General features: G+C 72.4%; 20 protein-coding genes. 11 read left to right on the top strand and 9 right to left on the bottom strand.

The window, feature by feature from the left end; translation table 11 throughout:
• Positions 1-93 precede the first annotated feature (93 nt).
• From H4O22_RS20775 to H4O22_RS13450, 5 genes are all read left to right on the top strand, one after another.
• Positions 94-1,458 carry a type 1 periplasmic-binding domain-containing protein gene (locus tag H4O22_RS20775; protein ID WP_220451167.1) on the top strand — a complete coding sequence of 455 codons (1,365 nt, stop codon included), beginning with the start codon at positions 94-96 and terminating at the stop codon, positions 1,456-1,458.
• A 104-nt stretch (positions 1,459-1,562) separates the two neighbouring features.
• Positions 1,563-3,854 carry a branched-chain amino acid ABC transporter permease gene (locus H4O22_RS13465; protein ID WP_182523893.1) on the top strand — a complete coding sequence of 764 codons (2,292 nt, stop codon included), beginning with the start codon at positions 1,563-1,565 and terminating at the stop codon, positions 3,852-3,854.
• On the top strand, positions 3,847-4,611 hold the full coding sequence (locus tag H4O22_RS13460; RefSeq protein ID WP_182523892.1) for an ABC transporter ATP-binding protein: 765 nt from the start codon (positions 3,847-3,849) through the stop codon (positions 4,609-4,611). Before H4O22_RS13465 ends, H4O22_RS13460 begins: the two co-directional genes overlap by 8 nt.
• A complete protein-coding gene (locus tag H4O22_RS13455; RefSeq protein WP_182523891.1) occupies positions 4,608-5,357 on the top strand; it encodes an ABC transporter ATP-binding protein in 750 nt (249 codons plus the stop codon). Before H4O22_RS13460 ends, H4O22_RS13455 begins: the two co-directional genes overlap by 4 nt.
• Before the next feature lie 10 nt (positions 5,358-5,367).
• Positions 5,368-5,760, top strand: coding sequence for a hypothetical protein (locus H4O22_RS13450; protein ID WP_220451166.1), 393 nt, complete (start codon positions 5,368-5,370; stop codon positions 5,758-5,760).
• A 57-nt stretch (positions 5,761-5,817) separates the two neighbouring features.
• Here H4O22_RS13450 and H4O22_RS13445 read toward each other — a convergent pair whose 3' ends face one another.
• Together H4O22_RS13445 and H4O22_RS13440 are read right to left on the bottom strand one after the other, a co-directional pair.
• Positions 5,818-6,876 carry an NAD(P)H-dependent amine dehydrogenase family protein gene (locus tag H4O22_RS13445; protein WP_182523890.1) on the bottom strand — a complete coding sequence of 353 codons (1,059 nt, stop codon included), beginning with the start codon at positions 6,874-6,876 and terminating at the stop codon, positions 5,818-5,820.
• Positions 6,877-6,887: 11 nt separating this feature from the next.
• Complete coding sequence (locus H4O22_RS13440) at positions 6,888-7,772, bottom strand: SDR family oxidoreductase (RefSeq protein ID WP_182523889.1); 885 nt, start codon at positions 7,770-7,772, stop codon at positions 6,888-6,890.
• A 60-nt stretch (positions 7,773-7,832) separates the two neighbouring features.
• On the opposite strand from H4O22_RS13440, the gene H4O22_RS13435 reads away from it, so the two are divergent.
• The 3 genes from H4O22_RS13435 (at position 7,833) to H4O22_RS13425 (ending at position 10,210) form a co-directional block, all read left to right on the top strand.
• Positions 7,833-8,906, top strand: a complete 1,074-nt coding sequence (locus tag H4O22_RS13435) for an NAD(P)H-dependent amine dehydrogenase family protein (protein ID WP_182523888.1) — start codon at positions 7,833-7,835, stop codon at positions 8,904-8,906.
• 4 nt (positions 8,907-8,910) lie between these two features.
• The gene (locus H4O22_RS13430) at positions 8,911-9,543 is read left to right on the top strand and encodes a TetR/AcrR family transcriptional regulator (RefSeq protein WP_182523887.1); all 633 of its coding nucleotides are present in this window, start codon (positions 8,911-8,913) and stop codon (positions 9,541-9,543) included.
• Between the two features lie 316 nt (positions 9,544-9,859).
• Positions 9,860-10,210 (top strand): ArsC/Spx/MgsR family protein, encoded by a 351-nt coding sequence (locus tag H4O22_RS13425; protein ID WP_182523886.1) that lies wholly within the window; start codon positions 9,860-9,862, stop codon positions 10,208-10,210.
• A 76-nt stretch (positions 10,211-10,286) separates the two neighbouring features.
• On the opposite strand, the gene H4O22_RS13420 is transcribed toward H4O22_RS13425, so the two are convergent.
• Together H4O22_RS13420 and H4O22_RS13415 are read right to left on the bottom strand one after the other, a co-directional pair.
• The gene (locus tag H4O22_RS13420; protein ID WP_182523885.1) at positions 10,287-11,885 is read right to left on the bottom strand and encodes an MXAN_6640 family putative metalloprotease; all 1,599 of its coding nucleotides are present in this window, start codon (positions 11,883-11,885) and stop codon (positions 10,287-10,289) included.
• Between the two features lie 94 nt (positions 11,886-11,979).
• Positions 11,980-12,378, bottom strand: a complete 399-nt coding sequence (locus tag H4O22_RS13415; RefSeq protein ID WP_182523884.1) for an FAD synthase family protein — start codon at positions 12,376-12,378, stop codon at positions 11,980-11,982.
• A 41-nt stretch (positions 12,379-12,419) separates the two neighbouring features.
• Here H4O22_RS13415 and H4O22_RS13410 point away from each other — a divergent pair, with 41 nt between their 5' ends.
• Complete coding sequence (locus H4O22_RS13410) at positions 12,420-13,682, top strand: DUF445 domain-containing protein (RefSeq protein WP_342356050.1); 1,263 nt, start codon at positions 12,420-12,422, stop codon at positions 13,680-13,682.
• 4 nt (positions 13,683-13,686) lie between these two features.
• On the top strand, positions 13,687-13,935 hold the full coding sequence (locus tag H4O22_RS13405) for an RNA-binding S4 domain-containing protein (RefSeq protein WP_182523883.1): 249 nt from the start codon (positions 13,687-13,689) through the stop codon (positions 13,933-13,935).
• Positions 13,936-13,950: 15 nt separating this feature from the next.
• Here H4O22_RS13405 and H4O22_RS13400 read toward each other — a convergent pair whose 3' ends face one another.
• From H4O22_RS13400 to H4O22_RS13390, 3 genes are read right to left on the bottom strand one after another with little or no spacing between them, the layout of a single operon-like run.
• Positions 13,951-15,120: a lactate 2-monooxygenase gene (locus tag H4O22_RS13400; RefSeq protein ID WP_182523882.1), complete on the bottom strand. Its 1,170-nt coding sequence runs from the start codon at positions 15,118-15,120 to the stop codon at positions 13,951-13,953.
• Positions 15,121-15,134: 14 nt separating this feature from the next.
• A complete protein-coding gene (locus H4O22_RS13395; protein ID WP_182523881.1) occupies positions 15,135-15,503 on the bottom strand; it encodes an FKBP-type peptidyl-prolyl cis-trans isomerase in 369 nt (122 codons plus the stop codon).
• A gap of 24 nt (positions 15,504-15,527) precedes the next feature.
• Positions 15,528-18,062 carry a hybrid sensor histidine kinase/response regulator gene (locus H4O22_RS13390; RefSeq protein ID WP_182523880.1) on the bottom strand — a complete coding sequence of 845 codons (2,535 nt, stop codon included), beginning with the start codon at positions 18,060-18,062 and terminating at the stop codon, positions 15,528-15,530.
• Positions 18,063-18,294: 232 nt separating this feature from the next.
• Between H4O22_RS13390 and lepB the strand changes: the two genes are divergently transcribed.
• A complete protein-coding gene (gene lepB, locus H4O22_RS13385; protein ID WP_244962969.1) occupies positions 18,295-19,047 on the top strand; it encodes a signal peptidase I in 753 nt (250 codons plus the stop codon).
• A gap of 420 nt (positions 19,048-19,467) precedes the next feature.
• On the opposite strand, the gene H4O22_RS13380 is transcribed toward lepB, so the two are convergent.
• Both H4O22_RS13380 and H4O22_RS13375 read right to left on the bottom strand, forming a co-directional pair.
• A complete protein-coding gene (locus tag H4O22_RS13380) occupies positions 19,468-19,899 on the bottom strand; it encodes a CBS domain-containing protein (RefSeq protein WP_182523879.1) in 432 nt (143 codons plus the stop codon).
• Positions 19,900-19,974: 75 nt separating this feature from the next.
• On the bottom strand, positions 19,975-20,844 hold the full coding sequence (locus tag H4O22_RS13375) for an inositol monophosphatase family protein (protein ID WP_220451165.1): 870 nt from the start codon (positions 20,842-20,844) through the stop codon (positions 19,975-19,977).
• Positions 20,845-20,865: the final 21 nt, after the last annotated feature.

The raw sequence follows: 20,865 nt of genomic DNA, 5'->3' as shown, positions 1-20,865 counted from the left end.
TTGATGTGTCCGCGATCACATCGGTCGCCTTCGGGAGGAGAAACACAGATGCGTTATCAGCGACTGGCCCGGGTGGGAGCCGTAGCGGCCAGCATGCTGCTGCTCGCGCCGGCATGTTCGTCGGACCGCGAAGGCAGCGACCCCGGCGAGGGGGGTGGCGGCGAGACCACTGCGGCCGCCGCCGACCTGCCGACCGACACCTTCGGCGACCTGGAGTCGCCCTGCGGCGAGGGCGACGCCAAGGGCTCGACCGACCAGGGCGTCACCGACGACTCGATCACGATCGGGTACGGCGACGACAAGGGCTACCCGGCCACGCCCGGCCTGAACCAGGAGATGGGCGACGCGATGGACGCGTTCATCGAGTGGTGCAACGGCCTCGGCGGCATCAACGGTCGTGAGCTCAAGGGCAACCGGTACGACGCCGCGATCTTCGAGTCCGCCCAGGTCATGAAGGAGTCCTGTGCGCAGGACTTCATGATGGTGGGCCACGGCTTCGGTCTCGACGAGAACGCCGAGCCGGAGCGGATCAAGTGCAACATGCCGACCGTCCCGGGCTTCACGATCTCGCCGGCCGCCTCGATGGGCCCGATGCACTACCAGGGCATTCCCGGACCGGTCGACGGCTTCAACGTCTCGACCCAGGAGATTCTCCTGGACCTGTACCCGGAGTTCGCCAAGGTCGGGATGGTCAACAGTGACTCGCCCGCCGTCGACCAGGGCCTGCAGCGCTACTTCGACAACTGGGAGGGCGTCGGCAGCGACGTCACCGACTGCGGCATCCGGCTGAAGTCCGCCGGTGGCGACAACTACCGCGCGATCATCCAGAAGTACAAGGAGTGCGGCGTCACCACGCTGTTCACCTTCACCCCGCCGTCGCCGCCGATCTACTCGTTCCTCGAGGCCGCGAAGGTGGAGGGTCTCGACCTGATCATGGGCTCCGAGGCGACCTGGTACCTCGACGCCGTGCTCGACGCCAACGTCGGCGAGCTCACCGAGGGCGTCAAGGTCGGCATGCAGTTCCAGCCGTTCGAGAACGCCGACGTGATCCCGGCCGTGGCCGACTACATCTCCATCCTCGACGCCACGGGCGGCGTGCAGGGGCTGCTCGGCATGCAGTCGGCCTCCTCGTTCCTGCTCTGGGCCCAGGTCGCCAAGGACTGCGGCTCCGAGCTCACCCGCCAGTGCATGGTGGACGGGCTCTCCCAGGTCACCGCCTGGACTGCTGGCGGTCTGCACGCCGAGAGCAACCCCGGCGACAACCGGACCCCGGTCTGCGGGCTCCTCACCGAGGTCAGGGGCGATGCCTACGAGCAGATCTTCCCGGAGGAGAAGGGCGAGTTCTTCTGCGCCGAGGAGCGGAAGGCTCCCGCGTCGGCCTGGGGCGGCATCGAGCTGACCGAGGACCGGATCGCCACGAAGTACCTCACCGACGACGTCCTGACGCCGTCGCGCTGAGCGCCTCATCGGTGCGGGGTCCGGTCGCCGCCGGCGGCCGGGCCCCGCACCACCGTCCGAGCTTGCTGACGTTGTTCCTGAAGTAGTTCCCGGGGAGGGACTTCGTGGACCTGTTCCTGACCTACACACTGGTCGGTCTGGTGATGGGCGCGGTCTATGCGATCGCCGCCTCCGGCCTGGTGCTCACCTACACGACGTCGGGCGTCTTCAACTTCGCCCACGGCGCGCAGGCGATGCTCTCGGCGTTCCTGTACTGGCAGCTCACCGTGGGCTGGGGCGTTCCCGTCCCGGTCGCGTTCGTCCTGGTGGTGCTGGTCATCGGCCCGGTGACCGGGGTGCTGCTGCACCGCACCCTGATGCACGGTCTGCGCGACGTCGCCGAGGTGACCAAGGTCGTGGTGACCGTGGCCGTGCTGCTCAGCATGGTCTCCCTCTCCCAGTGGATCTGGAACCCCTCCGAGCCCCGGTCGATGGAGATGCTTTGGGGCAACGCGAGCTCCTTCGAGCTGCTCGGGGTCCGGATCCGCTACCACGAGCTGCTCTGCCTGGTCGCTGCCGGCGCCCTCGCGATCGGCCTGCGGCTGCTGTTCACGCGCAGCCGCGTCGGCGTGACGATGCGGGCCGTGGTGGACGACCCCGACCTGCTGCGGCTCAACGGCTACAACCCCGACCGGGTCGCGATGGCCTCCTGGGCGGTCGGTGCGGCGCTCGCCGCGCTGGCTGGGGTCCTGGTGACTCCCGTCGCCGGCGGGTCGCTCGAGGCCAACACCCTCACCCTGCTGGTGATCGACACCTTCGCGGCCGCGATGTTCGGTCGGCTCAAGAGCATCCCGCGGACCTTCGTGGGCGCGATCTTCCTCGGGCTCGCCTCGACGTACGTGCTGGCCTACGCGCCGACCGAGTGGGACTGGGTCGGCAACTTCAAGACCGCACTGCCGATGATCGTGCTGTTCCTGGTGCTGCTGGTGCTGCCGCAGGAGCGGCTGCGCGGCGCCCAGCAGCGCACCCGGGAGCGGGCCCGGGTCCCCTCGGTGCGCTTCGCGGCCGGGTGGGCCGTGGCGTTCGTGGCGATCATGTTCGTCGTCACCCAGGTCGCCGACCCGCTGATGCTCGGGCCCTGGGCGGCGGCGCTGACGTTCTCGATCATCGCGCTCTCCCTGGTCCCGCTGACCGGGTACGCCGGCGAGATCAACCTCGCCCCGCTGACGTTCGGGTCGATCGCGGTGATCGTGGCCTTCCACGTCGGCGTCCGGGGGACCGGCCTGGACTCGCACCTGTCCTGGCAGGGGATGGTGGCCGGTGTCGCCGCCGCCGCGGTGGTGGGCGGCCTCGTGGCGCTGCCGGCGCTGCGGCTCCGCGGGCTCTACCTGGCCCTGTCGACGATGGCGTTCGGCGGCCTGGTCTCCGCGCTGGTGCTCAGCGAGGTGACGCCGCGCGACTGGCCGATCTGGGGCGAGAACACCATCTTCCCGGCCGCGGTCATCACCATGCCGCCGCTGGACGCCGGACCCCTGGACCTCAGCGAGGACGCGACCTTCCTGATGTCGCTCGCGGTCGTCTTCGCGCTGCTCGGGGTCGCGGTCATCGCGCTGCGCAACAGTGGCTACGGGCGCCGGCTCGCGGCGATGAAGGACAGCCCGGCGGCGGCGGCGATGCTCGGGCAGTCGCTGGTGCGGCTGAAGCTCAGCGTCTTCATGCTGTCGGCGGCGATCGCCGGCCTCGGCTCGATCCTGATGGCCACCGCGGCCGGCTCGGTCGCCCCGGACAACTTCATCATCACCGCCAGCCTCGCGCTGGTGATGCTCACGGTCGTGGGCGGGGTGAGCTACGTCAGCGGTGCCCTGTTCGGCGGCTTCATGGTCGGGATGGGGTTCTCGCTGATCAACGGCACCTTCGGCGCCCTCGCGGCCGACAGCGCCATGTACTCCGGGTTGTTCGGCTCCCTGAGCCACCTCTTCGCGATCGCGATCGCGCTGACCGGGATCGGCGTGAACCGCAACCCCAGCGGCCTGGTCAACGACATCTGCGAGTCCTACCGGCCGCTGCGCAACGCGATGCCCGTGCTGTACGTCGGCCTCGCGGCCGGGGCGGTCCTGCTCGCCCTGAACCTGGCCGAGGTGATCGGCGACTGGAGCCTGGCGATCGGGATCCTCTGCGTGGTCATGCTGCTGCCGGTGCTGGGGCGGATGTGGATGCCCGACCGGGTGATGACCGCCGGCGAGCTCGCCGCGCACCGGGCCAAGGAGGCCGAGGTGGATCCGGAGCTGAAGGCCCTCGACCGTCCACTGAGCGCCGAGGAGCGCTACGACCTCGACACCTATCTCGGCCTGCCGCCCCGGGTGCTGCCCGCCCTGGACGAGGCCCCCCGCGACGCCCCGGAGGTGGCTCGTGTCTGACGCAGCGAACCGGACGACCCCCTTGCTGGAGACCCGCGGCATCAGCGTGCGGTTCGGCGGCAACACCGCCGTCGACGACGTCAGCCTGAGCGTGCAGCCGGGCTGCGTGACCGGGCTGATCGGGCCCAACGGCGCCGGCAAGACCACGCTGTTCAACACGGTGACCGGCATGCAGCGCCCCACCTCGGGGCGGGTGCTGCTCGACGGCGCCGACATCACCGGCCGGCCGGTCGCGAAGCGGGCGTCCCTCGGGATCGCCCGCACCTTCCAGCGCCTGGAGCTGTTCCTCACGCTGAGCGTGCGCGACAACGTCCGGGTGGCCGGCGACATCGTCAAGGCCGGGCGCCGGCTGCGCGGCGCGTCGTACGACGTCGAGGCCGAGACCGACCGGCTCCTGGAGCTGACCGGGCTGACCCCGATCGCGGACATGGAGGTCTCCGCGATCCCGACCGGCCGTGCGCGCGTCGTCGAGGTGGCCCGGGCGCTGATGACCCGCCCCCGGCTGCTGCTCCTCGACGAGCCGGCCTCGGGACAGACCGAGCAGGAGACCGAGGAGTTCGCCGAGATGCTGGCCGGGCTCGCCGAGTCCGGGCTCGGGATCTGCCTGGTCGAGCACGACCTGCCGCTGGTGATGAAGCTGTGCCGCACCATCCACGTCCTCGACCAGGGCCGGCTGATCGCCTCCGGCACGCCGGCCGAGGTCCAAGCCTCGCCCGAGGTGGTCGCGGCCTACATCGGCGGAGAGGTCCTGGCATGAGCATCACCATCAACGACCGGCCGGTCGGGCCGAGCGAGCCGGAGGTGGTGCCGCCGGTCCTCGAGCTCGTGGGGGTGCGCGCGGCGTACGGCCCGATCCAGGTCCTGCACGGCGTCGACCTGACGGTGCGCCCGGGCCAGGTGGTCGCGCTCCTCGGCCCCAACGGCGGCGGCAAGACCACCACGGTCAAGGTCGCCGCGGGCCTGCTGCCGACGACCGGCGGCGAGCTGCGCTACGCCGGCCACAAGGTCGACGGCGTCAACGCCGAGACCGCCGCGAAGATGGGCGTCTGCCTGATCCCGGAGGGTCGCGGGGTCTTCGCGAACCTCACCGTCCGGGAGAACCTCTGGCTGGCGACCGGCACCGGCGCCTCCCGCGAGCAGGTCGAGGAGCGCGCCTACTTCCGGTTCCCGATCCTCCAGGACCGCCGCAGCCAGCTGGCCGGCTCGATGTCGGGGGGCGAGCAGCAGATGCTGGCGCTCTCCCGCGCGCTGGCCACCGACCCGGCCGTGCTGCTGCTCGACGAGCTGTCCATGGGGCTCGCCCCCATGATCGTCACCCAGATGTACGACACCGTGGCCCAGCTGGTCGAGGAGGGGATCTCCGTGCTCGTCGCCGAGCAGTTCGCGCGCACGGTCCTCCCCATCGCCGACGTGGCCGCCGTGATGCTGCAGGGCCGGATCGCCGCCACCGGCACTCCGGCCGAGATCGAGGACACCCTGTCCGCCACCTACCTGGGGGGATGACTCCAACTCCATGACCGCCAACACCGCCGAGGAGACCACCGTGACCAGCCGTCCCGGCTCACGCAGCGAGACGTTCACCGACGCCGTCTCCGAGAAGAAGCTCAAGAGCGGCCGCGCCTCGCGCGACAGCACCGTCCGCGGCATCGGCCTGGCCGCGATGATCATCGGGGTGGTCGGCGCGTTCCTGGCCTACCAGCTCTCCCTGGGCTACGACGACAGCCGTGAGATCGGCTCGGCCCAGATCCTGGCCGTCGCCTTCACCGCGCTCACCGTGCTCGGCGCCGGGCTCTACATCACCGGCGCGCTCTCCCAGCTGATGCGGCTGTGGCTGCTGCGCCAGGTCGTGGAGTCCCAGGAGCGCCACGACGAGATGGTCGCCGCGCTCCGCGACTCCCGGGTCTAGGCACCAGCGGCGCTCGCCGTACCCGCCCGTGCTCCGGCGCGGGCGGGTCCGGCGAGGTCAGAGCCGACCCGCCGGCGCCGGGATGTCGGCGTACGTGAGCAGCCCGGGCCGGGCGGCCACGACGTGCCGGATGGCGTGCACGACCGGCATCGCGGTGATCGTCATGCCGATCCCGTGCATGTCCTCGACGGTGAGCGTCTCCAGCGGCTGGTCGGGCATCAGGCCCAGGGTCAAGGTGACCTGCGGGGAGCCGTCGACCTCGATCCGGTAGGCGTGGTCGGCGGGCATCTCGGGCTCGAGGCGACGGTCCATCACCCACCGCTGGTGGAGCTCGATGACCTCCCGCTCGTCCACGATGCCGACGAACCGGACGTCCAGCCCCGCCACGGTCCCGGCGGCGATCGGCCGCCCCGGCAGGTCGAGGTCGCGGACGGCGGCCGCGAAGTCCACGCGGCACTCGACCCGGTCGACCTCGAGGCCGAGGCAGTCCGCGAGGACGTGCACCCCGTCCTCGAAGACAGCGACCGCGGCCCGGACGTCGTCGGCGTGCCCGGGGTCCCCGACCGGGCGGCCCCAGCCGAGCCCGTCCATGTTCGCGTCGCTCGCGAACTGGCTGACGTCGACGGACTCCACGGAGCGGACGTGCCGGACCTCGCGGCAGATGCCGGTCGCCACGGCGGCCAGGAGCTGGGCGTAGCCGGGGTTCATCCCGCTGCCGAACAGGCTGGCGCCGCCGGCCAGGGCGGCGTCCTCGAGCCGGGCCCGGGTCCCGCTCGGGAGGCTGTGCCCGGTGAGGAACTCCGCCGTGGTCACGACGTCGACCCCGCTGCGCAGGATCCGCTCGACCGTCTCCGGCTCGAAGTGCAGCGGCGTGTAGACGACGCAGTCCGGGGAGGTGGCGAGCAGGGCGTCGACGTCCCCGCTGGCCAGGACGCCGCAGGGCTCGGGGAGCCCGCACAGCAGGGCGACGTCCTGGCCGGCCTTGTCCGGGCTCCACGCGTAGCAGCCGGCCAGCTCCAGGCCGGGGTCGCGGAGGATCGCGCGCACGGTGGCCCGGGCGACGTTGCCGGTGGTCCACTGCACGACCCGGAGGGGTACGGCGTCGGTCGGGGTCATGGGCACGCTCCTCAGAGCAGGTCGGTGATGGCCTTGAGGCCGTTCTCGTAGAGCACGCCCGGCAGCATCCCGCCGTCCATCTCGATGGTCGTGCCGTTGATGTAGTCGGCCTGGCCCGAGCACAGGAAGACGACGGTGCGTCCGACCTCCGCGGGCGTGCCGGCCCGGCCGAGCGGGACGTCCTTGAAGTACGTCGCGCCCTCGCTGTCCTCGCCGAGCACGAACTGCTGGAAGTTGTCGGTCATCGTGGGGCCGAGGGCCAGGCAGTTGACGCGCGCCGTGGGACCCCACTCGATCGCCAGCGACCGGGTCAGGTGGTCCAGGCCGGACTTGGCCGCGCCGTACGACACCAGGGTGGGGGCGCCCGCGGGGTGGCCGGCGCCGCTGGAGATGTTGACGATGCTGCCGGTGCCGTCCTGGTTGCGCATCTCGCGGTAGACCCGGAGCGCGAACCACAGCGGGCTGATCAGGTTCATCTGCACGGCGAAGGCGTGGAACAGCGCGCTGCGCTCGAACTCGTCGGCCGCCCGCGGGGAGCCCTGGATCTTCTGCACCAGCTCGGGGACCGCCTCGGGGCTGGGGGAGGGGACGGTGCCGCCGGCGTTGTTGACGAGGATGTCGATCCGGCCGAACTCCTCGACGACCCGGGTCACGAAGGCCTCGATCGAGGCGATCTGCCCCTGGTCGCACACCCACTGGCGGGAGCGCTCGGCCCCGCCCTCGACGGTCTCGGCCCCGGGCAGGCCCGGCAGCTCGCCGCGGGAGCAGCCGATGACCGTGGCCCCGGCGCGCAGGAGCTCGTGGGCGATGCCCACCCCGACGCCGCGGCTGGTGCCGGTCACGATGGCGACCTTCCCGGACAGGGGGAGGTCGGTGGACGGCGCGGATCCGGTCATGGCGCCGAAACATAATCCACTCTATGGTTCGTCGGCAAGGACCAGAAAGGGGCGCCTCCCATGACGCGTCGTGTCATCCAGTTCTCCACCGGCAACGTCGGTCGCGAGTCCCTCCGCATGCTCATCGAGCGGCCCGACCTCGAGCTCGTCGGCGTGCACGCGTCGTCCCCGGGCAAGGTCGGTCAGGACGCCGCGACGCTGGCCGGGCTGGCGGAGCCGACCGGCGTCCTGGCCACCGACGACCGGGACGCCCTGGTCGCGCTGGGCGCCGACTGCGTGGTGTTCACCGCCCAGGCCGAGACCCGGCCCGAGGAGGCGCTGGCGGACCTCTGTGCGTTCCTCGCCGCGGGCAGCGACGTGGTCTCCACCTCGTTCGTGTGGCTGGTCAACCCCGCCGGCGCCGACGCCTGGCTCCTCGGGCCGGTGGAGGACGCGTGCCGGGCCGGAGGCTCCTCGCTCTACGTCAACGGGATCGACCCCGGCTACTCCGGGGACACGCTGGCGTACGCCGCGCTCGGGCTCGCCGGCACCGCGACCAAGGTCGTCGTCCAGGAGATCTTCGACTACGCCGACTACGACGACGGCGACTTCACCGGGGTCACCTTCGGGTTCGGCCGGCCCGCCGACGCCGACCCCGTGATGATGGCGCTCCCCGGCGTCGTCGCCTCGGTCTGGGGCGGCAGCGTGCGCCTGCTCGCGGACGCCCTGGGCGTCGAGCTCGACGAGGTGCGCGACCGGTGGGAGAACTGGCACACGCCCACGCGGATCGGCTGCACCATGATGGACGTCCCGGCCGGCGGGGTCGCCGCCGTCCGGTTCGCCGCGGAGGGCGTGGTCGACGGGGAGCCGGTCATCGTCGTGGAGCACGTGAACCGGCTGACCGAGACCGCCGCGCCGGACTGGGGCTACCCGCCCGTCGGGCACACCGGCGTGCACCGGGTCCGGGTCGAGGGCCACCCGGGGATCGAGATCAACAGCCACGTCGGCCTCGGGGACGTCGCGACCACGCACGCCGGCGTCGTCTCGACCGCGGCGCGGGTGGTCAACGCCATCGACGCCGTCTGCGCCGCGCGTCCCGGGGTGCTCACGGTCGACGACCTCCCGGTGAACCTCGTCGGCCGGGTGATGTCATGAGCCCATGGACTCCTTCAAGGCCACCGGTCTGACCCCGGGCTCGGCCCCGACCCGGCCGGGGACCGGACGCCAGGCCCGCGCCGAGGCCACCCGGTCCCGGATCATCGACGAGACCGTCGACTGCGTCCTGGAGCAGGGCTTCAGCGCGGCCAGCGCCAAGCACATCGCCGAGCGTGCGGGCGTCACCTGGGGCGTCGTGCAGTACCACTTCGGGGACCGTGACGGGATCCTCGCCGCGGTGGTCGAGGCGGGACTGGTCTCCCTGGTCGACTCCATGAGCTCGGTGGAGATCCCCACCGGGTCGCTGCGGGAGCGGGTCGAGGGCCTGGTCGAGGCCGGCTGGAACGCCTACACCTCGCCCCTGACGCGGGCCGGCCTGGAGATCCTGGTCGCCACCCGCACTGCCCGGGGCGCGACGCTGGAGTCCCAGCTCGAGCCGTTCGGGCGCGAGGTGGCGCGCCTGGCCCGCACGGTGCTCCCGGAGGCCGGCAACGCCGGCCGGGTCCTGTTCCTCGCGCTGCGCGGACTCGCCCTGGACCAGCTGCTCCACCCGACGACGAGGGACTCGCGCGCCGACCGGGCTGCGATCGTCGAGGCCGTCCTGTGCCAGCTCGGGGACGCCGCAGCGCGCGACTGAGCGGGGCTCAGCTGCGGCGGGCGCCGGGGTGCGTGCGGTCGCGGGGGGCGTTGAACGCCCACAGCGTGTACTGGTCGACGCGCTCGACCAAGGTGCGGAGCCGGCGCGGGTCGGCGCGGTGGCTGCGGGGCTGGGTGCTGCTGCGAGTGGCGTTTGTGATGACGTCCTCCGGGGTGCGATCGAGTCCTGCGGGCAGGACGCTTGAGTCTCGTGCGGTCCTGGGGGGAACACCTGCCCGGGGCCAGACATGCCCCGGACGCGCCGGAGACCGACGTGAGTCCGTTCACTCCGGCCGACCGCGTGGTGGGGTGTCCTCATGGCGATCTGGATCAATCCCGCCTGCAGCAAGTGCCGGCTGGCGACGGAGGCGCTCGACGCGGCCGGCGTGGAGTACACCGTGCGCCGCTACCTCGACGACCCGCCCACGCGCGCCGAGCTCGACGAGGTCCTGGGCCGGCTCGGTCTCGAGCCGTGGGACGTCACCCGCACCGGGGAGCCCGAGGCCGCCGCGGTCGCGGCCCTCGGGCGCACGCCCGAGGACCGGGACGCCTGGGTGCAGGCGCTGGTCGACCACCCCCGGCTGATCCAGCGGCCGATCCTCACCGCCGACGACGGCACCACCGTGATCGGCCGCGACCCGGAGTCCCTGGCCAGGGTCCTGCCCTGAACCCAGCATGAGATGCAGCGTGCCCGCCGGTCCCTGCGGGGACCGGCGGGCACGAGCGACGACCGTGCGCGGCCGACTAGCGCTTGATCGCCTTGAACGCCACGGAGAAGACCCCGGCGTCGTCGCGCGGCAGGCCGCGGCAGCTGTACTGCGGGTTGGCGGCGGGGTCCGCGGCACCGCAGCGGAACCGGGTCGAGGCGTTGACCAGGGTGATGGTCACGCTCCGCACCGACTTCTTGCCGAACGCGACCTTGGTCTTGCCCTTGCCCTTGCGGTTCAGCGAGATCGAGGTCCGCTCGACCTTGCCGCTCTTCTTGCGGACGGTGACCACGGCGCCGGGCGAGGCCTTGCGCGAGGGGCCGTCCACCCGGATGCGCACCTTCCAGCGCTTGCCGCGCAGGCCCTTGCCGGGAACCACGCGGGCGTGCTGGGCGGCAAGGTGGTTGATCGCGACCGAGCCGCTGACCGAGCGACGCGACTTCTGCAGCACCGCGGAGTTCACCGGCGGCTCCGGCCAGGACTTGCCCTCGGGGTAGGTGCGGCCGGGCGTGACGTTGGCGGCCGCGAAGGACCGGTAGACCTTGTCGAACCCGCCGCGGCGCTTGAGGACCTTCTTCAGGGCCCCGGTCGAGTAGGGGTTCTTCCGGCCCTTCGGCGAGGCGCGCTTCCAGACGTCCTTGACGATCCCCTTGCCGAAGCGGCCGCCGAGGTACTCCCAGAAGACCCAGTTGCCGTACTGGTTGGACGCCGTGCTCGAGAAGGTGTCGAGCGGCAGCCACGGCGCCTGGACCTGGCTCGAGGGCAGGAACTGGCGGTTGTCGTTCACCTTGTCGGCGAACCGCTCCTCCATCCAGGTGGCGGTCGACTCGAGCAGCCAGCGGTCCTCGGTGTAGTCGTAGGCGAACTGGACGGCGTGGAAGAACTCGTGGGCCGCGGTGACCTTCAGCGTCGGCTTGGGGGCGGTGCCGAACTGGGCCCGGGCGAAGTCGTTGTCGAGCACGCAGTAGCCCATGGCCTTCCCGGCGTACTTGCGGCCGGGGCGGACCCACTCGGGCACGCAGTAGCCGTACAGGCCGCGGCCGCCGAGGTCCTTGAGGTAGACGTCGAACTTGCCGTTGCCGCCGTTGTTGCGGGGGGCGCGGCGGTCGCCGAGCGGCTTGCGGAAGCCCAGCTTGCCGACCTGGTGCTTCCACACCTTGTCCATCAGCTTCAGGTTGTAGCGGACCCAGCCCTTGCTCGGCGGGGCGTCGGCGGTGCTGGTGACGTAGTGGACGCAGACCTTCTTGCCGCACTTCTTCCGCGACGGCACGGCGTACCCGTCGCCGAGGCGGTCGTCCGCCCCGTCGGTGGGCCGGGCCATCAGGTCGCGGGCCCGGGCCTGCTCGTCGGGGTCGAGCCGGGGCAGTGCGACGAGCAGGTCGCGCATCGCCAGCGTCCCGTGGGGGGCCTCGGCGTCGCCCGACTTCGCGGAGTGCGGGGCCGGCTCCTCGGCGAGCAGCTCGGTCACGGTGGCGAGCGCCTGCTCGGCGTCGTCCTCGCCGGTGGCCGCCGGGACGGGGGCGAACGGCGCCGGGTCGAACAGGTCGTCCGCCGAGGCGGCGCCAGCCGGGAGGAGGGTCAGCGCGAGGGCGAGCGCCACTCCGACGGCGGCAGGGGTACGGCGCAACGAGGCCACGTGTTCTCCATCTCCAGGGGAACGGCGCGTCCGGGAGCGGCGCCGACGCGGTGAGCCTGCCGCATTGTCCCCCCGCGGCAAAACCATCGGCGTGTCACGCCGTGCCGGAGATCTTCTCGATCAGGGCCGTGGTGGAGATCGCGGGGGTGCGCGGCAGGTAGACGACCTCGCAGACGTCGCCGAGGTCGTCGAAGCGCCCGGCCCAGTCGTCGCCCATCACCAGCACGTCGGCGGCGTACTGCGCGATGTAGTCGCGCTTGAGCTCGAGGCTCTCCTCGACGAAGACCTCGTCGACCGGCTTGAGGGCGGCGACGATCGCGAGTCGCTCGGCCTGGCTGAAGACCGGCTCGCGCCCCTTCTTGCTCAGGTTGAGCGCGTCGGCCGACACCCCGACCACGAGGCGGTCGCCGAGCGCCGCTGCTCGTTCGATGACCCGCAGGTGACCGACGTGGAAGACGTCGAAGGTGCCGAAAGTGATGACCGTGCGCGACATGGCGGTGATTGTGTCATCACCCCACCGGCAACAATCGTCCCGTGGCCCCGACGCAGATGATCTCGACCGACCCCCTCGCCGACGAGCAGCGGCGCCGCGGCCTGCGGCAGATGCGCACCGTGGCGGTCTCGCTGCTGCTGCTCGCGGCGGCGGTGTACGTCGTGACGCTGGGGGAGGACGGCGTCCTCGGGTTCGTCAACGCGGGCGCGGAGGCCTCGATGGTGGGCGCGATCGCCGACTGGTTCGCGGTGACCGCGCTGTTCCGGCACCCCCTGGGCCTGCCGGTGCCGCACACTGCGCTGATCCCCAAGCGCAAGGACCAGCTGGGGCAGGGGCTCGAGGAGTTCGTGGGGGAGAACTTCATGCAGGAGGCGATCATCCGCGAGCGGCTCGCCGCGGTGGGCCCGTCGCTGCGGGTGGGCCGGTGGCTCAGCGACCCGCGCAACGCCAAGCGGGTCGTCGACGAGGCGGCCGAGGTGGGGGCGATCGCGCTGAGCAAGGTGCGCGACGACCACGTGGAGTCCCTGGTCCGCGACGCGCTCGTCCCGCGGTTCCACGAGGAGCCGATCGCCCCGCTGCTCGGCGGGCTGCTCGGCGAGACGCTGCGCGACGACCTCCACCACGGGCTGGTCGACATCGCCCTGCACGAGCTGCACGACTGGCTGGTCGCCAACCCCGACACCGTCGCCGAGGTTCTCGTCGAGCGGGCGCCGTGGTGGACGCCGCCGAGCATCAACGAGCGGGTCACCGCCCGCATCCACGTCGAGCTGGTGAACTGGGTGGCCGACATCCGCGAGGACCCGCGCCACCACGCGCGGCAGGCGCTCGACTCGATGCTCGCCCAGCTCGCCCGCGACCTGCTCGAGGACCCGGACACCCAGGCCCGGGCCGAGCGGCTCAAGGACCGGCTCCTGGACCACCCGCAGGTGCTCGCCTCGGCGGTCTCGCTGTGGAACGCGCTGCGCCGGGTGCTCACCGGCTCCCTCCAGGACCCCGACGGGGCGCTCCGGCAGCGGCTGATCCTCGAGGTGCACGCCTTCGCCGAGCGGCTCGCCGAGGACGCCGACCTGCGGGAGCGGCTGGACCGCCGGGCCGCGGACGCGGTGGTCTTCGCCGTGGAGCGGTACGGCGCGGAGGTCACCGCGGTCATCACCCACACCATCGAGCGCTGGGACGGCAAGGAGGCGGCGGACCGGATCGAGCTGCACGTCGGCCGCGACCTGCAGTTCATCCGGATCAACGGCACCATCGTCGGCGGACTGGTCGGCGTGTTGATCCACGCCGTGTCGCTGCTGGTTCACTAGCCCCATGGCCGAACCGTTCGACGTCCCCATCCGCGACGACTCGATCCGGCTGGGTCAGTTCCTCAAGCTCGCGAACCTCGTCGAGTCCGGCGCCGAGGCCAAGCCCGTCATCGCCGCCGGCGCGGTGACGGTCAACGGCGAGGTCGAGACCCGTCGCGGCCGCCAGCTCGTCAAGGGCGATGTCGTGGTGCTCGGCCCGCAGGCAGCCCGCGTTGCCGACGAGGCGTCGTACGACGACGGGCTGCCGTGGTGAGTCTGGTGAGCCCGGCTACCGCGGAGCGGCGGCCAGTGCGTCGCGGTCCAGCTCGCGGTGGGAGCGGTAGCCGGCGTTGCCGAGGGTGAGGTCGAGCTCGGCGAGCAGGCAGCGCAGCACGTGCTCGACGCCGGCCTGGCCGGCGAGCGCGAGGCCGTAGAGGTACGGGCGGCCGAGGAGGACGGCGTCCGCCCCCAGCGCCAGCGCCTTGACCACGTCGGGGCCCGAGCGGACCCCGGAGTCGAAGAGCACGGCCATCCGGTCGCCGACCGCGTCGGCGATGGCCGGCAGCTGGTCCAGCGAGGCCGCAGCCCCGTCGACCTGCCGGCCGCCGTGGTTGGACACGACGACCCCGTCCAGGCCGTGCTCGGCGGCGAGCCGCGCGTCGTCGACGTGCTGGACGCCCTTGAGCAGGATCGGCCCGTCCCAGCGCTCGCGCAGCCAGGGCAGCTGGCCCCAGTCCAGGCCGGGGTTGGGGAAGACCGACGCGAAGGCGATGCCGGCGGCGCCGGGGTCCTCCTCCGGCGACTTCTCCAGCCGGCGCAGGAACACCGGGTCGCTGGTGTAGTTGGCGGTGCCCACGGACTGCAGGAACGGCAGGTAGCCCCGGTCGAGGTCGCGCGGACGCCAGCCGAGCAGCGTCGTGTCGACGGTGACGACCAGGTGGGTGTAGCCGGCCGCCTTCGCCCGGGCCAGGAAGCTCTCGCACAGCTCGGGGTCGGTCGGCCAGTAGAGCTGGTACCAGCGCGGGCCGTCGCCGTTGGCCTCGGCCGCCTCCTCGATGGAGTGGCTGGCCTGGGTGGAGTGCACGTAGGTCAGCCCCATCCCCGCGGCCGCGCGGGCGGTCGCGAGCTCGCCGTCGGGGTGGGCCAGCGTCTGCACGCCGACCGGCCCGAGCAGCACCGGTGCGGCCATCGCCGTGCCGAGCACGTCGGTGGCGAGGTCGCGCACGGCGTGGTCGCGCAGCATCCGCGGCACGATCCGCCACCGGTCGAACGCGGCGACGTTCGCCCGCGCCGTGGCCCCGCCGCCGGCGCTCGGGACGACGTACCCCATCGCCTCGGGGGAGAGCACCTGGGCCGCGTGGGACTCCAGCGCGGTGAGGTCGGTGGTGATGTCCGGGGCCTGGTCCAGGAACATCCCGTGGAAGTAGATCGACGACTGGTGGTCGCCGAAGTGCGGCATCGTCCGGGGGCCTGTCAGGAGACGCCGAGCAGGTCCACCACGAAGATCAGCGTCTCGCCGGGCTTGATCACGCCGCCCGCGCCGCGGTCGCCGTACCCCAGGTGCGGCGGGATCACGAGCTGGCGGCGGCCGCCGACCTTCATGCCCTCGACGCCCTGGTCCCACCCGGAGATGACCTGGCCGACGCCGAGCCGGAACTTCAGCGGCTCGCCGCGGTTGTACGACGCGTCGAACTCCTCGCCGGTGGAGAGGGCCACGCCGACGTAGTGCACCGAGACGGTGCTGCCCTTGGTGGCCTCGGGGCCGTCGCCCTCGGTGACCTCGGTGACCACGAGGTCGGTGGGCGGGGCGAAGTCGGGGAACTCGATCTCGGGCTTGTCCATGTCGCCAGCCTAGATCAGTCCGGCTCAGGCGACGCGCGGGTCCGGCTCGGACGGGGCCAGCCAGCGGGTCAGCGCGGCGTCGACCTCGGTCGGGATGATCGGCTTGGTCAGGTAGTCGTCCATGCCGGCGTCCAGGCACCGCTGGCGCTCGCCCTCGACGGCGCCGGCGGTCAGCGCGATGACCGGGGTGCGCCGCCCGTCCTCGCTGCGCCGCAGCTCGCGCGTCGCGTCGTACCCGTCGACCTCGGGCATCTGGCAGTCCATCAGCACCGCGTCGTACGACGACCGCCCGAGGAGGGCGAGCGCCTCGCGGCCGTCGTCAGCGACCTCGGTGCTGAACCCGAGGTGCTCGAGGATGCCGACGGCGACCAGCTGGTTGATCTCGCTGTCCTCGACGACGAGGACGTGCCCGCGGTACGGACGGTCCTCCGAGCGCGGCGCCAGCACGCCGGAGACCGGACGCTCCGAGCCGCGTGTCTGCAGCGCCTGCACCAGGGCCTCGCGCAGCCGGGCGAGGTGCACCGGCTTGGTGAGCCGGGCGGAGATGCCCGCCTCCTCCGCGGCGGCGGCGCTGATCTCCGGCCCGGAGGTCAGCAGCACCATGGCCGGCCGCGGCGGGCGGCCGCGCGTCACGGCCTGGGCCACCTCGATGCCGTACATGCCGGGCATGCACATGTCGAGGACGGCGAGCTGGTACGGCTCGCCGCGCGCGGCGGCCTCGCGCAGCATCGCGAGGGCGATGTGGCCGTCCTCCGCGACGCTGGGCACCAGGCCCCACGCGGCGGCCTGCTCCTGCAGGACGACGCGGTTGGTGTGGTGGTCGTCGACGATCAGCACCCGCACGCCGGCCAGCACGTCCGTCGCCGACGTCGCCGTCGGCCGGGGGTCGCGCGCCGGCTGCAGCGGGACGGTGAACCCGAAGGTGCTGCCCGCGCCGAGGGTGGAGGTCACGTCGATCTGCCCGCCCATGGCGGTGACCAGCTGCTGGGAGATCGCCAGGCCGAGGCCGGTGCCGCCGTAGCGGCGGGTGGTGGAGGAGTCGGCCTGCGCGAAGGCGTCGAAGAGGTGGACGCGGTCCTGCGGGGCGATCCCCACGCCGGTGTCGCGGACCTCGAACCGCACGGCGAGCGACCCGTCGCTGTTCCGTCCGGCGAGCCGGACGGAGAGGACGACCTCGCCGCTCTCGGTGAACTTCACGGCGTTCCCGAGCAGGTTGAGGAGCACCTGGTGCAACCGGGTGGGGTCGCCGCGCAGGTCGAGGGGGAGGTCGGGCGTGCAGTAGGCCAGCAGCTCGAGGCCCTTGCCCTGCGCGGACTCGGCGATCAGCGCGGTCGCCTGCTCGACGACCTGGGAGATGTCGAGGTCGACGTCCTCGAGCTCGAGGTGGCCGGCCTCGACCTTCGAGAAGTCGAGGATGTCGTTGATGATCGTCAGCAGCTGCTGGCCGGCGCCCTGGACGCCCTCGGCGTACTGCCGCTGGCGGTCGTCGAGGTCGGTGTTGAGCAGCAGACCGGTGAGCCCGATGACGCCGTTCATCGGGGTGCGGATCTCGTGGCTCATGGTGGCCAGGAACGCCGACTTCGCGCGGGAGGCGTCGAGCGCGGCGTCCCGGGCGGTGGCCAGCTCGAGCTGGGTGCGGCGATCGGACTCCAGCAGCCGCGCGGTCCGCACGAAGGTGAGCGTGAACAGCACGGCGAAGCCGCCCACCTGGGCCCACACGTCGCGAGGCTCTGCCGGCCCCAGGTCGAGCAGCGGCAGGACCAGCGGCACGAGCAGGGGGAGCACGGCCATCCCGGCGCTGCGCCGGACGCCCTTGCTGCTCGGCTCGGCGTCCTCCTCCGCGACGCGGGCGACCGGGACGAACAGGGCGCGGGCGATCAGCGCGGTGCCGATCACCCAGCCGACGGCCAGCAGCGAGGCCGGGCTGCCCTGGTCCGCCAGGAGGGCAGCGGTGTCGGCGGCCAGCCAGCAGCCGACGCCGGCGGTCAGCCGGACGGTCGTCCAGGACCGCGAGCGACGGTCGAGCAGCACCCTCAGGACGAGGGCGAGCAGGACGGCGTCGAGCAGCGGGTACGCCGAGACCAGGACCCGCTCGCGGAGCGAGGTGTCGTGGGGACCGAAGAGGGTGTCCTCGATCGAGAGGGACCAGAAGACCAGGAAGCTGACCACCAGCACGGTGATGACGTCCAGGACGGCGTCGACCCCGGCGCCGCGGAGGCGTCGCGCCAGGACGACGACGAGCGCCGCCCCGACGTACCCGTAGCTGGCCAGGTGCAGCAGGTCGGTCCAGCTCGCCTGGCCGCGGACCGGCGTCGTGCCCTGCAGCGCGCCGATCACCTCGACCAGCGCCAGGCAGAACAGGCCGACGACGATCAGGCTCGCGACCAGCCGTCCCCGGGCACGGGAGCGCCCCGCGTCGTGCCAGCTGGCGTACGCCGGCAGGGCGACCGTGCCGACGAAGCTGAGCGGGCCCACGACGGCGGCGCCCGGCAACGCGACGAGCTCCCAGAGCGCGTGCACCGCGACGCAGACGAGGCCGCCGACGTAGAGAGGCAGCATCGGCCGACCGCCAGGCACGTGCAGGTGCATCGTCCACCCTTCCTCGGGGCCGCGCGGGCGCGCAGCCGTCGTACGACGTCCACCGAGGCATCGGCTCGCGCAAGGTCGGGCTGAGGACTTGTGGGCCACGACGCCGGGATGCCGGGTCGCCCCTGATCGACCGCGCGGCGGCGTGCGACCATGTGGCCCGCCCGGTGCGCCGCCCGGGCCGGCGGGAGCGGACGAGGTGGACGTGGACGACGACGCGCGGCAGGAGCCGGACCCCGCGAAGCCACCCGCCGACGAGCGCGCACCCCGGCGGCGGCTGTCGGTCTGGTCGGAGACGCTGATCCTGCTCGCGACGGCGCTGGTGCTGTCCTTCCTCGTCAAGACGTTCCTGGTCCAGGCCTTCTACATCCCGTCGGGCTCGATGGAGCCGGGGCTGGAGGTCAACGACCGGATCCTGGTGCAGAAGGCCTCCTACTGGCGGGGCACGCCGGAGCGCGGCGACACGATCGTCTTCGAGGACCCGGGCGGCTGGCTCGGGCCCGGCGAGGACGCCGGTCCCACCACGCCGGTGGCCACGGCGCTCGGCAAGATCGGGCTGTACCCGACCGGCGGGCACCTGGTGAAGCGGGTCATCGGCGTCGCCGGCGACGTCATCGAGTGCTGCGACGACGACGGCCGGCTCCTGGTCAACGGCGAGCCGCTCGGCCGTGGGTTCACCAAGAACCCCCAGGAGTGCGACGGCCCGATGGTCAACGACTGCCAGAGCGACTGGAGCGCCGGACCGGTGCCCGAGGGCTACCTGTTCGTCATGGGCGACCACCGCAACGCCTCGGCCGACTCCAGCGTGCACCTCTGCCGCAAGGACGAGACCGACTGCGTGCCCGGCGCGGAGTTCGTGCCCACCGACCTCGTCGTCGGCAAGGTCTTCGCCCGCGTCTGGCCCGCCGACCGGTTCTCGATCCTGGACACGCCCGAGACCTTCAACGCCCTGGACTGACGGCGTACCTCGGCGGCGCACCAGGCCCCGCGAGTCGGCGCTTGTGTTCGCGGCCCGGCGGGACACAGGTCCCGTCGGTGGTTGAGCAGCGAGGAGCGCCAGCGACGAGCGTTGTCGAAACCCGGTGATCCGACAGGCAACCCCGACCCCGGCGTATCGAGACCCGCGAGTCGGCGCTTGTGTTCGCGGCCCGGCGGGACACAAGCGCCGACTCGGCGGGTGTTTCGGTGGGCGTGTCGAGACCTCCGCCTTGAGCTCCGACCACCGGCGGGGGTGGCGGAGGTCTCTCGGCTCACCGGGTCTCGACAACGCTCAGGCGCAGAGCGCCTTCGCTGCTCGACCACCGGCGGGCGCAGAGCGCCTTCGCTGCTCGACCGCCGGCGGGACACAAGCGCCGACTCGGCGTTCCTGGGGATGCGGTCAGGTCTGGTGGACGTAGCTGTCGAGCTGGTCGCGCTCGAACTCCAGCTGGCCGATCTTCTGCTTGACGACGTCGCCGATGCTGATGATCCCGACCAGGCGGCCGTCGTCGACGACGGGCACGTGCCGGAAGCGGCGGTCGGTCATGACGTGCATCAGCTCGTCGAGGTCGGTGTCGGGGTCGCAGGTGTGGACGTCGGAGGTCATGATCGCGCCGACGGTGTTCTCGACGACCGTGCCGTCGCGGTGCAGGCGTCGTACGACGTCCCGCTCGCTGACGATCCCGTCGACGCTGGTGCCGTCGCCGCTCACGATCAGCGCGCCCACGTTGTGCTCGGCCAGCAGCGCGAGCAGCTCGCGCACCTCGGCATCGGGACCGATCGTGACGACGGTCGTGCTGGGCTTGGCCTTGAGGACGTCACCGATGCGCATCTGCACCTCCAGGGTCGCGGAATCCTGACCGTAGCGGCGCCGGGACCCGGCGTACACCCTCGTCTTGCGGGCCGCTCAGGACGGGGGACGGCGGGAGCGCAGGTCGGAGACCGAGCCGGGCCCGCTGCGGCGTACGTCGGGGTCGTCGTCGTCGTCGGGGAGCGCGCCGAGGAAGGACAGCGCAGCCTCGTGGAGGTGGCCGTTGGAGGCCAGGGCGTTGCCGCCGAAGGGGCCGTCGGTGCCGTCGAGGGAGCCGAACCTTCCGCCGGCCTCGCGCACGATCACGTCGAGCGCGGCCATGTCGTAGACCTCCAGCTCGGGCTCGGCGGCGAGGTCGACGGCGCCCTCGGCGAGCAGCATGTAGGACCAGAAGTCGCCGTACGCCCGGGTGCGCCAGCAGCGCCGCATCAGCGCCAGGACGTCGTCGAGCCGGCCGCGCTCCTCCCAGCCCTGCAGCGAGGCGTAGGCGAACGACGCGTCCTCGAGGCGGCGTACGTCGGAGACCTGGCACCGGGTCGCCTGGTGCAGCGAGCGGCCGGTCCACGCGCCCTTGCCGACCGAGGCCCACCAGCGCCGGTGCAGCTGCGGCGCGGAGACCACGCCGAGCACGACCTCGTCGTCGACGACGAGCGAGATGAGCGTGGCCCAGACCGGGACGCCGCGCACGAAGTTCTTGGTGCCGTCGATCGGGTCCACGATCCAGCGGCGCCGGCTGTCGCCGCTGGAGCCCTCCTCCTCGCCGGTGATCGCGTCGCGCGAGCGGGTTCGGCCCAGGGTGCGCCGGATCATCTCCTCGACGGCGCGGTCGGCGTCGGTGACGGGGGTGGTGTCGGGCTTGCTCATGACGTGGAGGTCGAGGGCCTTGAACCGCGCCGTCGTGAGCGAGTCGGCGTCGTCCGCGAGCAGGTGCGCGAGCCGCAGGTCGTCGGTGAAGTCGGTGGGCACGGGCACAGGCTAACGATGAGC

The sequence above is a fragment of the Nocardioides dongkuii genome (assembly GCF_014127485.1).
GTDB lineage: Bacteria > Actinomycetota > Actinomycetes > Propionibacteriales > Nocardioidaceae > Nocardioides > Nocardioides dongkuii.
This window is presented reverse-complemented; position numbering and strand designations above follow the sequence as displayed.

Coding starts and splice junctions, on each gene's coding strand:
- H4O22_RS13425 (WP_182523886.1), top strand. CDS start 9,860: ATGGCGATCTGGATCAATCCCGCCTGCAGCAAGTGCCGGCTGGCGACG.
- H4O22_RS13450 (WP_220451166.1), top strand. CDS start 5,368: ATGACCGCCAACACCGCCGAGGAGACCACCGTGACCAGCCGTCCCGGC.
- H4O22_RS13435 (WP_182523888.1), top strand. CDS start 7,833: ATGACGCGTCGTGTCATCCAGTTCTCCACCGGCAACGTCGGTCGCGAG.
- H4O22_RS13445 (WP_182523890.1), bottom strand. CDS start 6,876: ATGACCCCGACCGACGCCGTACCCCTCCGGGTCGTGCAGTGGACCACC.
- H4O22_RS13440 (WP_182523889.1), bottom strand. CDS start 7,772: ATGACCGGATCCGCGCCGTCCACCGACCTCCCCCTGTCCGGGAAGGTC.
- H4O22_RS13400 (WP_182523882.1), bottom strand. CDS start 15,120: ATGCCGCACTTCGGCGACCACCAGTCGTCGATCTACTTCCACGGGATG.
- H4O22_RS13455 (WP_182523891.1), top strand. CDS start 4,608: ATGAGCATCACCATCAACGACCGGCCGGTCGGGCCGAGCGAGCCGGAG.
- H4O22_RS13405 (WP_182523883.1), top strand. CDS start 13,687: ATGGCCGAACCGTTCGACGTCCCCATCCGCGACGACTCGATCCGGCTG.
- H4O22_RS13415 (WP_182523884.1), bottom strand. CDS start 12,378: ATGTCGCGCACGGTCATCACTTTCGGCACCTTCGACGTCTTCCACGTC.
- H4O22_RS13395 (WP_182523881.1), bottom strand. CDS start 15,503: ATGGACAAGCCCGAGATCGAGTTCCCCGACTTCGCCCCGCCCACCGAC.
- H4O22_RS20775 (WP_220451167.1), top strand. CDS start 94: ATGCTGCTGCTCGCGCCGGCATGTTCGTCGGACCGCGAAGGCAGCGAC.
- H4O22_RS13430 (WP_182523887.1), top strand. CDS start 8,911: ATGGACTCCTTCAAGGCCACCGGTCTGACCCCGGGCTCGGCCCCGACC.
- H4O22_RS13380 (WP_182523879.1), bottom strand. CDS start 19,899: ATGCGCATCGGTGACGTCCTCAAGGCCAAGCCCAGCACGACCGTCGTC.
- H4O22_RS13390 (WP_182523880.1), bottom strand. CDS start 18,062: ATGCTGCCTCTCTACGTCGGCGGCCTCGTCTGCGTCGCGGTGCACGCG.